This window comes from Streptomyces sp. SID9727, from assembly GCF_010550605.1.
In the GTDB taxonomy this organism is placed as follows: Bacteria; Actinomycetota; Actinomycetes; order Streptomycetales; family Streptomycetaceae; genus Streptomyces.
Map to the genome: position 1 here is coordinate 1 of NZ_JAAGNI010000421.1, position 10132 is coordinate 10132.

The 10132-nt window shown below is 71.0% G+C and carries 6 protein-coding genes; 5 read left to right on the forward strand and 1 reads right to left on the reverse strand.

Annotated elements, in window-relative coordinates; genetic code table 11:
• The 5 genes from G3I41_RS29395 to fxsT form a co-directional block, all read left to right on the forward strand.
• Window positions 1-204: hypothetical protein (locus tag G3I41_RS29395; protein WP_164403495.1), on the forward strand; the 204-nt coding region annotated here is incomplete at its 5' end.
• A 149-nt stretch (window positions 205-353) separates the two neighbouring features.
• Window positions 354-557 (forward strand): FxSxx-COOH cyclophane-containing RiPP peptide, encoded by a 204-nt coding sequence (gene fxsA, locus G3I41_RS29400; RefSeq protein ID WP_203601832.1) that lies wholly within the window; start codon window positions 354-356, stop codon window positions 555-557.
• A 147-nt stretch (window positions 558-704) separates the two neighbouring features.
• Window positions 705-1931, forward strand: coding sequence for an FxsB family cyclophane-forming radical SAM/SPASM peptide maturase (locus tag G3I41_RS29405; RefSeq protein ID WP_239081894.1), 1227 nt, complete (start codon window positions 705-707; stop codon window positions 1929-1931).
• Window positions 1928-3319 (forward strand): HEXXH motif-containing putative peptide modification protein, encoded by a 1392-nt coding sequence (locus tag G3I41_RS29410; protein WP_164403503.1) that lies wholly within the window; start codon window positions 1928-1930, stop codon window positions 3317-3319. The genes G3I41_RS29405 and G3I41_RS29410 overlap by 4 nt, the downstream gene beginning before the upstream one ends.
• Window positions 3320-3400: 81 nt before the next feature.
• Window positions 3401-6388, forward strand: a complete 2988-nt coding sequence (fxsT, locus tag G3I41_RS29415) for an FxSxx-COOH system tetratricopeptide repeat protein (RefSeq protein WP_164403505.1) — start codon at window positions 3401-3403, stop codon at window positions 6386-6388.
• A 260-nt stretch (window positions 6389-6648) separates the two neighbouring features.
• Here fxsT and G3I41_RS29420 read toward each other — a convergent pair.
• Window positions 6649-10132 (reverse strand): multifunctional oxoglutarate decarboxylase/oxoglutarate dehydrogenase thiamine pyrophosphate-binding subunit/dihydrolipoyllysine-residue succinyltransferase subunit (locus G3I41_RS29420; RefSeq protein ID WP_164403508.1); only part of this gene is annotated, 3484 nt, incomplete at its 5' end.

The following is a 10132-nucleotide window of genomic DNA, read 5'->3' on the forward strand; positions in this document are numbered from 1 at the left end:
GAGAGTCCACAACATCTCCAGGAAGCGGTGGAGTTGGCTGCTACAGCCAACCACTGGCGGGGTATGACGTACGAGAGGGCGGGACGCCCCCGGGCCGCGCGCGACGCGTACCGGGCGGCCCGCCAGGAGTGGCGCAAACTGCCGGACACCGGCGGCGCGGCGGGCGAGGCGACCGCCGAGCGGCTGGCGGAGCTGGAGCGGTGAGCGGCGCGCTCGACGGCGAGCGAGGCCGGGCTCCGGCGCCCGCGCGGGGCGGCAGGCGACAGATCGGATCAGGGATGCGGGACCGGCGGGACGCGCTCGACGGCGAGCGGGTCACCGGCCGGCCCGGTGCTGCGGTACGGGGAGGCGTGATGAACGAGTCGACACGGAACGGCGGGACGGGCGTGGCCGGGGCGGGTGCGGCCGGCACCGGTGAACTGCCGGACCTGCTGGGCCTGGACCTGGCGGCCCTGCGGACGATGGACCACCCGGTGCTGGCCGAGGTGGTGGCGGATCTGCGGGGGCGGGCGGAGCAGCCGAAGGAGATGCTGTGGGGGTTCACCAACGCCTTCTGAGCGTCGTACCGCACGGTTTCGGCCGGGGGTGTGCCCGATCAGGACATCATGGCCCGGGCCGGGCCTGCGTCCGCCGTGCGCCGGGGACACTCACCCCGGGCCGGCAGCGGGGCCATCCCGGCCGGCGTACAGCACGGGGGTGCTCGCATGGCTGGACGGACGACGCCGCGGGGGGAGCGGCCCGCGGGGCCGGCTCCGCGAGGTGATGCCCGTGCGCGCAGCCGCGCGCATCCGGTGCCCTTCGGGCAGTTCATCCTGAAGGCGCACGGCCGCTGCAACCTCGCCTGCCGCTACTGCTACCTGTACGAGGGCCCGGACCACACCTGGCGCGACCGCCCGTCCGCCGCGTCGCCCGCCGTCCTCGACCGGACCGCCGCCCGGATCGCCGAGCACGCCGCTGCCCACGGGCTCGGCAGCGTCGCCCTCGTCCTGCACGGCGGCGAACCCCTGCTCGCCGGGCCGGACCGGCTGGCGGCCCTCGCCGACGCGGTACGCGAGCGGGTGCCGGCCGGCTGCTCCGTACGCACCACCGTGCAGACCAACGCCACGCTGCTCACGGACGCCGGCATCGCCACCCTCGCCCGGCACGGCATCCGCGTCGGCATCAGCCTGGACGGCGGACTCGCCGCCCACAACACCCTGCGCACCGACCACGCGGGCCGACCCTCCTGGCCCGCCGCCTCCCGGGGCGCCCGGCTCCTGGCCGACCACCACCCGGAGGCGTACGCGGGCATCCTCACGGTGGTCGACCCGCGCACCGACCCGGTCGAGATGTACGAGTCACTGCTCGCCCTGCGCCCTCCGGCCCTGGACCTCCTGCTGCCGCACGGCAACTGGTCCAGCCCGCCGCCGGGCCTTTCCCCCGCTGCCGGGCCCGGGCGCCCCACCCCGTACGGCGACTGGCTGTGCACGGTCTTCGACCGCTGGTGGGGGGCGCCCCGGCGGGAGACCCGCGTCCGGCTGTTCGAGGAGTGCGTCGCGCTGCTCCTCGGGCTGCCCGCCGCGACCGAATCGCTCGGCCTGGACCCGCTCAACGCGGTCGTGATCGAGACCGACGGCTCCATCGAGCAGGTCGACTCGCTCAAGTCCGCGTACGACGGCGCGGCCGCCACCGGCCTCGACGTCTTCCACCACACCTTCGACGAGGCGCTGCGCCACCCCGGCGTGGCCGCCCGCCAGGCGGGGGCCGGCGCGCTCGCCGCCGCCTGCCGCGCCTGCCCGCTGCTGACCGTGTGCGGGGGCGGCCACTACGCACACCGCTACCGCGCAGACAACGGCTTCCACAACCCCTCCGTCTACTGCGCCGACCTCGAACGCCTGATCCGCCACATCGCGGAGCGGCTCGCCGACGCAACAGCTGGAGACCCCCCATGAGTGCTGTCGTCCCCGACCACGTCCTGCGCGAACTCGGCCGCACCGAGGGCGACGCCGCATCCCTCGGCCTGCTCGTCCGCGACCAGGACACCCGCCGCCTCGTCCTCCTCCGGGCCGTGCTCGACGCCGCGGAGGCCGCCCCGGCCGCCGTGTGCCCACCAGCGCTGCTGGACCGCCTCCGCGCGGACTGGGCCCTCCTCGAAGCCGCCGAACGCGCGGACCGGGAGGCGGTGCGGACCGTTCTGTTCCACCCCTTGGCGGGGCCATGGGCGCAACGGCTGCTGGGCGGGCTGACCTCGGAGGCGCCGGCCGGGGCGGAGCTCCGCGCCGGCCTGGCCCATCTCACGGCGCTGGCGGCTGCGGGGGCCGTGCGGGCGGGGGTGGGGTTCAGCGTCCGTCTGGGGCCCTGGGGCGGGCTCCTCTCGCTGCCCACTCTGGGAGCCGTACGCGTGGACGTCGGCCCCGTACAGCTGACCTACCACGCGGGGGAACTGACGGTCGCGCCCGCAGACGGGCCGCTGCTGAACGTCCGGATACATCCGGACGGGACCACGAGCTCGGCGGACCCGCGCTGGTTGCCCCTCCTCATGCTGTCTGCGGTGCGGCCAGGAGGAAGCCCCGTAGCCCTGGACGACTTGGACCCGTACCGGACGCTCGGCAGCGGGGTTGAGCAGCACGGGCTGAGCGGCTCCACTCAGATCGAGGACTGGGAGCGCAAGACCTGGGCCGAATCCTGGTCCGGAGTGGAACGGCTGCTGCGTGTGGGCGGGGAGCACCGCCTCACCGAGGCCTCCGTGCTGCTGCGCTGCATGGTCCCACTGGGGCCGCCGCCCGGCTCCGGGCCCACCGGCCGGAGCGCGGTGCACTGCAGCGGTACCCGACGTGAGGCGTTCGGTGCGGTGCTCAGCAGCAAGCCGGCGACTGCGGCCTACTTCGCCTCGACGCTGGTGCACGAACTGCAGCACACCAAACTCGCCGCACTCTCCACCCTGGTTCAGCTCCACCGGGAGGGCACGGCCGAGCGGTACTTCGCTCCGTGGCGACCCGACCCCCGGCCCTTCGACGGACTTCTTCAAGGCGCCTACTCGCACGTGGCCCTCGCGGACTTCTGGCAGCGGTTCGCACTGCATGCGCGCCGGTCCGTCCATCGGGACCTCGCCTGGGCCGAGCACGCCCGCTGCCGTGAACAGGTCGGTGCCGTGCTGCCCGTGCTGGCCGGTTCGCCGGCGCTGACCCCCGAGGGCCGGACACTCGTCAACGAAATGATCTCGGTCTACCACCGTCTGGACGATTCTCCGCCTCCCCCGGGGCACCTCACGCGCGCTCAGGCGTACGTGAGTACCGCCAAGGTGATATGGCAGCAGAGGAACGGCTCGCGAAGGCAGTGAGCATCGCCCCGATTCCAGTCGGAGCGACGGTGCTCCGGGGTATGTTGAGAAGGCTCGTATCGAGGCAGGGGAGACGGTTGAATGCCCGGAACGCGTAAGCCAGTTGGAGTGAGCGGGCCGAGCGCCGTCACGATCAGTTTCGCCGGTTTCAACCGCGCCTGGGCGGCATGGATCGCGGACCGTCTGGAGCGGCGTGGTGTAACCGTCGTGCAGCAGCGGTGGGACCCGCCGGTCTCGATCCCGCTGGAGGAGTCACTGCGCGACCTGACGCTCGCGCGCGGCCGCGTCCTGGTCGTCCTCAGCGACTGGTACTTCCAGCTCGGCCCCCGGAGCCACGAGGAGTGGAACCGTGCTCTGCGCTCCGAAGTCGCCACCGATCCGGACCGGTTCGCGGCCGTGTGCGTCACCACATCGGCGCTCCCCGGCGCCACCTCGGCCTTCGGCGCTGCCGACCTCACCAACGTCGGTGCCGAGGAGGCGGAGCGGCGGCTTCTCGTCCGGCTGGGACTGCCCACCGACCCGCTGCCCGAGGGCACCCCCGCGGGCCCGCGCTTCCCCGCCGACACCCCGCAGGTGTGGGGCGGGGTACCACGCCGCAACATCCGGTTCACCGGCCGCGAGCAGTTGCTCACCGATGCCTACCGGGCGCTCCAGGAATCCGGGCCGGGCGCCGGGGTCGTGACCCTGCACGGCATGTCCGGCGTCGGGAAGACCCAGCTCGCCGCCGAGTACGTCTACCGTTTCGGCTCGGAGTACGACGTGGTCTGGTGGGTGCCCGCCGACCGACGGGCGATCTACCGGCAGAAGCTGGCCGAACTCGCCCCGGAACTCGACCTGTCCACTGGCCCGGAGTACGGAGAACGGCTCCGTGCCGTCCGCGACTCGCTGCGCCGGGGCGACCCCCACTCCCACTGGCTGTTGATCCTGGACGGCGCCGACGAGCCCGACCAGATCTGGGACCTGGTGCCCACCGGGCCGGGGCACGTGCTCATCACCTCCCGCAACCCGGAATGGAGCGAGCACAACAGCAACCTGGTCGAGGTGCCCGTATACCGACGCGACGAGTCGGTGGCCTTCATCCGCCGCCGCGCCCCGCGCCTGACGCCGGCGGAGGCCGACCAGCTTGCCGAGGCCCTCGAAGACCTGCCGCTGCTGCTCGACCAGACAGCAGGCTGGCTCAACGACTCGGACCTGTCGGTGGAGGAGTACATCGAACTCCTCGAAGGCGGCATCGACCAGGACGTGGTCAAGGTCTCCGCGGACTTTCCGCTCGCCTTTCAAACCGCCTGGTCGATACTGCTGAACAAGCTCAGGGACACCGTCCCCGAGTCCGTCGACCTGCTGCGCCTGTGCAGCTTCTTCGCGCCCGGCTCCATCCCCGTACGGCTGCTGAAGGAGATGCCTCCCGGTGACCTGCCGGAGCAGGTCTCCGGGCTGATGAGCGACCCGCTGCTGTGGAACAAGGCGATCAACCAACTCCGTCAGTACTCCGTGGTCCGGCTGGAATCCCATGAGTCGAGCGTCGACGCGACGTCCTCCGGGGAGACCGTCTACATGCACCGGATGGTCCACCAGATCATCGGGCACGACATGACGGAGGAGAACCGGCAGGAGTTCATCGACGTCGTCCGGCGCGCCCTCGCGGCGGCCGATCCCGGACGCCCCACCGACACGCGACTGTGGCCCGCGTACGCCGAGATCACTCCGCACCTCAAGTGGGCCGACGTATTGAAGAGCACCGATCCGGCGGTCCAGACCCTGGTACTCAACTGCCTGCGCTACATGTACCTGTCGGGGGAGTACCGGGCCGGGATCAAGCTGGGCGTACGGGCGATGGCTGCCTGGCGCGAGTTGTTCGGCGAGAACCATCCGAGGATCTGGGACGTCAGCTACCACTACAGCAACCTGCTCAGGGCCGTCGGCGACTACGCCGGCACGGAGGCCATCGAGCGCGCCGTGGTGGAGCGGCTGCGTGCCGAGCGCGGCCCCGAGGACCTGGAGTATCTGCGCGCAGCCTCCGGTTTGGCCGCCGACCTGCGGGGCCTGGGCCGGTACGACGAGGCGCTGGAAGTCTCCGACGGGGTCCTCACCTCCTACCAGAGGCTGCTGGGTGACCAGGACTCTCGAACGCTCAACGCACAGAGCAACCTGGCCGTCACCCTGCGGCTGCTGGGCCGGTACACGGAGTCTCTGGAACTCGACCGGCACACGCTGGACTCACGCCGGCAGCTCCTGCGACACCGGCACGCATGGACGCTGTACTCCGAGACCGCGTACGCCACGGACTTGCGCCTCCTGGGCCGCTACTCCGAGGCGTCCTCCCTGCAGAACCAGAGCGTGCAGATGCACCGACGGGTTCTCGGGCCGGACAACCCGCAAACGCTGCGCGCCGAGTACAACCTCGCGCTGTGCCACTACCGTGACGGCACGCGCGCCAGGGCATCCGACCTGTTCACCCGTGTCCTGGAGCGATGTGAACGCGTCCTCGGCGAGAGCGACCCGCTGACGATGATGTTCTCGGCCGGCCAGAGTTGCTTCGCCCGCGAGCACGGCAACATCGACCAGGCAAGGGCCATAGGGGAGAAGGTGGTCAGCGGCTACGCTGACATGCTCGGCGAGGAACACCCGTACGCTGCCGGCACCCGGTCCAATCACGCCTTGACCCTGCGCAACGTCGGTGAGCGGCAGCACGCCCACGTGCTCCTGGAGGAGGCGCTGGCCACCATGACCCAGGCCGTCGGCGAGAACCATCCGTGGACGCTGGGCTGCGGCATCAACGCCTCGGCGCTTCGCAACCTCGTGGGCGACCCGGAGTCCGCTGCCTCGCTGACGGACTCGATCGTCACCCGGGCTGTCGAGGTACTCGGCCGCACCCATCCCTTGACGCTGTCCGCGCGGATCGCCCACGCTGCCGACCTCCGCGGCCTCAGGGAGCGGCAGAAGGCCGAGAAGGTCGAGATCGAGGCTCTGGAAGACCTGGCGGCCACACTCGGCGCCCAGCACACCCACACCGTCTCGGCCCGCTCCCGCAACCGTCCGTACTGGGACTTCGAGCCGCTGATCGTCTGATGGCGTGGCCTACGTGGCGCACCATCAGCAAGGTGACGTAGCGGACGAGCAGGGGCCATCGGCACCCGGTGAAGGCGCTCCGATGCCGATATCGCCCGGCGCTGCGCCTCCCAGGCGATGCGCGGGCACGTCCACCGTCGTGCGGCTCTCGCGCTGATGTGACCGGCGATTGCCGACCGCTCGTCACCTGAGCCCCACGCCCGAGGGGCCCGCCCCGCGCGTGAGCGCGGGACGGGCCCCTCGGGCGTGCGGGCTGCCGGTCAGGCTTCGAAGACCTCGTTGACCAGCTGGGTCTGCTCCGCCTGGTGGCGCTTGGCCGAGCCGACCGCCGGGGACGAGCCGTGCGGGCGCGAGATGCGGCGCAGGCGCTCGCCGTGCGGGACGTCCGCGCCGACGGCCAGGTCCAGGTGGTCGATCAGGTTCAGGGCGATGAACGGCCAGGCGCCCTGGTTGGCCGGCTCCTCCTGGGCCCACAGGTACTTCGCGGCGTTCGGGTACTTGGCGATCTCGGCCTGGATCTCGGCACCCGGCAGCGGGTACAGGCGCTCCAGACGGATGATCGCGGTGTCCGTGACGCCCCGCTTCTGGCGCTCGGCCTCCAGGTCGTAGTAGACCTTGCCGGCGCAGAAGACGACCTTGCGGACGGCGCTCGGGTCGACGGAGTCGTCGCCGATGACCGGGCGGAAGCCGCCGGTGGTGAACTCCTCCACCTTCGACGCGGCCGCCTTGAGGCGGAGCATCGACTTCGGGGTGAAGACGATCAGTGGCTTGTGGTGCGGGTTGTGCACCTGCCACCGCAGGAGGTGGAAGTAGTTCGACGGCAGGGTCGGCATCGCGACCGTCATGTTGTCCTGCGCGCACATCTGGAGGAAGCGCTCCGGGCGGGCGGACGAGTGGTCCGGGCCCTGGCCCTCGTAACCGTGCGGCAGGAGCAGCGTGACGCCGGAGGTCTGGCCCCACTTCTGCTCGGCCGAGGAGATGAACTCGTCCACGACGGTCTGCGCGCCGTTGACGAAGTCACCGAACTGGGCCTCCCAGATGACCAGCGACTCCGGGCGGGCCAGCGAGTACCCGTACTCGAAGCCCATCGCCGCGTACTCGCTGAGGAGCGAGTCGTAGACGTTGTAACGGGCCTGGTCGTCCGTCAGGTAGAGGAGCGGGGTGTAGTCCTCGCCGGTGACCTGGTCGACCAGGACCGCGTGGCGCTGGCCGAAGGTGCCGCGGCGGCTGTCCTGGCCGGCGAGCCGGACCGGGGTGCCCTCCATCAGCAGCGAACCGATGGCCAGGGTCTCGCCCATGCCCCAGTCGATCGTGCCGTTCTCCACCGAGGCGGCACGGCGCTGCATCTGCGGCATGAGCCGCGGGTGCACGGTGATCGACTCGGGGATGTTGACCTGCGACTCGGCGATCCGCTTGACGACCTCGGTGGTGACCGCGGTGTTCACGGCGACCGGGAAGTGCGCCTGCGGGTCGGAGACGTGCGGCTGCGCGGGCTGCGAGGTGGCCTCGCGGACCTCGGCGAAGACCTTCTCCAGCTGGCCCTGGAAGTCCTGGAGCGCCTGCTCCGCTTCTTCCAGGGTGATGTCGCCGCGACCGATGAGGGACTCGGTGTAGAGCTTGCGCACCGAGCGCTTCTTGTCGATCAGGGTGTACATCTGCGGGTTGGTGAACTCCGGGTTGTCGCCCTCGTTGTGGCCGCGGCGGCGGTAGCAGATGAGGTCGATCACGACGTCCTTGTTGAACGCCTGGCGGAACTCGAAGGCGAGCCGGGCGACCCGGACGACGGCCTCGGGGTCGTCGCCGTTGACGTGGATGATCGGCGCCTCGATCATGCGCGCCACGTCGGTGGCGTACATCGAGGAGCGCGAGGACTCCGGGGCCGCGGTGAAGCCGACCTGGTTGTTGATCACCACGTGCACGGTGCCGCCGGTGCGGTAGCCGCGCAGCTGCGACATGTTCAGCGTCTCGGCGACGACGCCCTGGCCGGCGAAGGCCGCGTCGCCGTGGAGCGCGACGGGCAGGACGGTGAAGTCCGTGCCGCCCTTGTTGATGATGTCCTGCTTGGCGCGGGCGATGCCCTCCAGGACCGGGTCGACCGCCTCCAGGTGCGAGGGGTTGGCGGCCAGCGAGACCTTGATCTGTTCGCCGTCCAGCCCGGTGAAGGTGCCCTCGGCGCCCAGGTGGTACTTCACGTCGCCGGAGCCGTGCATCGAGCGCGGGTCGAGGTTGCCCTCGAACTCGCGGAAGATCTGGGCGTACGACTTGCCCACGATGTTCGCGAGGACGTTCAGGCGGCCGCGGTGGGCCATGCCGATGACGACCTCGTCCAGGCGGGCCTCGGCGGCGGAGTCGATGACCGCGTCGAGCAGCGGGATGACGGACTCGCCGCCCTCCAGCGAGAACCGCTTCTGGCCGACGTACTTGGTCTGGAGGAACGTCTCGAACGCCTCGGCGGCGTTGAGCCGGCGCAGGATGCGCAGCTGCTCCTCGCGCTCGGGCTTGGGGCGCGGGCGCTCGACCCGGTCCTGCAGCCACTTGCGCTGCTTCGGGTCCTGGATGTGCATGAACTCGATGCCGGTGGTGCGGCAGTACGACTCGCGCAGGACGCCGAGGATGTCGCGGAGCTTCATCATCGACTTGCCGGCGAACCCGCCGACCGCGAAGTCCCGCTCCAGGTCCCACAGGGTGAGGCCGTGCTCGGTGATGTCGAGGTCGGGGTGCTTGCGCTGGTGGTACTCCAGCGGGTCGGTGTCGGCCATGACGTGGCCGCGGACCCGGTAGGAGTGGATCAGCTCGAAGACCCGCGCGGCCTTGGTGACGTCGTCGTCGTGCGAGGCGTCGATGTCCTTGAGCCAGCGGACCGGCTCGTAGGGGATGCGCAGCGCCTTGAAGATCTCGTCGTAGAACTCGTTCTCGCCGAGCAGCAGCTGGGAGAGGATGCGCAGGAACTCGCCCGACGCGGCGCCCTGGATGACCCGGTGGTCGTACGTCGAGGTCAGGGTCATGACCTTGGAGATGCCCAGCTTGTTCAGGGTGTCCTGCGAGGTGCCCTGGAACTCGGCCGGGTAGTCCATCGCGCCGACGCCCATGATGAGGCCCTGTCCGGGCATCAGGCGGGGCACCGAGTGGACGGTGCCGATGCCGCCGGGGTTGGTCAGCGAGGCGGTGACGCCGGTGAAGTCGTCCATGCCGAGCTTGCCGTTGCGGGCGCGCCGGACGATGTCCTCGTACGCCTGCCAGAACTCGAAGAAGTTGAGCGTCTCGGCCTTCTTGATGGCCGCGACGACCAGCTGGCGGTCGCCGTTCGGCTTCACCAGGTCGATGGCGAGGCCGAGGTTGACGTGCTCCGGCTTGACGAGGGTCGGCTTGCCGTCCTTCTCCGCGTAGGAGTAGTTCATGGCCGGCATGGCCTTGAGCGCCTGCACCATCGCGTACCCGATGAGGTGCGTGAAGGAGATCTTCCCGCCCCGGGCGCGCTTGAGGTGGTTGTTGATGACGATGCGGTTGTCGAAGAGCAGCTTCACCGGGACGGCGCGCACGGACGTGGCCGTGGGCAGCTCCAGCGAGGCGTTCATGTTCTTCGCGACCGCGGCGGACGGGCCGCGGAGCGTCACGTACTCCGGTCCGGCCGGTGCCTCGGTGTCCCCGGCGGCCTTGGCCTTCGCGGCGGGGGCCTTGGCGGCGGGGGCCTTGGCGGCGGGGGCCGGGGAGGCCTTCGCCGGGGCGGCCGGGGCCGGGGCCTTG